Source organism: Pauljensenia sp. UMB6358, assembly GCF_030216865.1.
Taxonomy (GTDB): Bacteria; Actinomycetota; Actinomycetes; order Actinomycetales; family Actinomycetaceae; genus Pauljensenia; species Pauljensenia turicensis_A.
Map to the genome: position 1 here is coordinate 1 of NZ_JASOMS010000275.1, position 237 is coordinate 237.

Here is a 237-nt window from a genome sequence, read left to right on the forward strand (position 1 = left end):
GGTTAAGAGTCAGGGTCTTACCAACCCTGGCGTCGGCAACTTCACTGCCGGCGATGTAGCCTTCGCGCTCTAGGATGCCCGCAATAGCGAACTTCAGCTTCGAGTAAGGCATGGACACCGACTGGTGGTGCGCCGAGTTAGCGTTACGCAGACGCGTTAGCATATCTGCGATTGGGTCTGTCATAGTCATATTTTTGGGCTTCAGCCCTTCCTCTTCGCGGTTTCCTCTCCGCCAGT

At 55.7% G+C, this 237-nt stretch carries 1 protein-coding gene; it reads right to left on the reverse strand.

The window, feature by feature from the left end:
* The coding region (gene rpsH / locus QP381_RS09450; protein WP_285068785.1) for a 30S ribosomal protein S8 at positions 1–190 on the reverse strand (190 nt) is incomplete at its 3' end.
* Positions 191–237 lie beyond the last annotated feature (47 nt).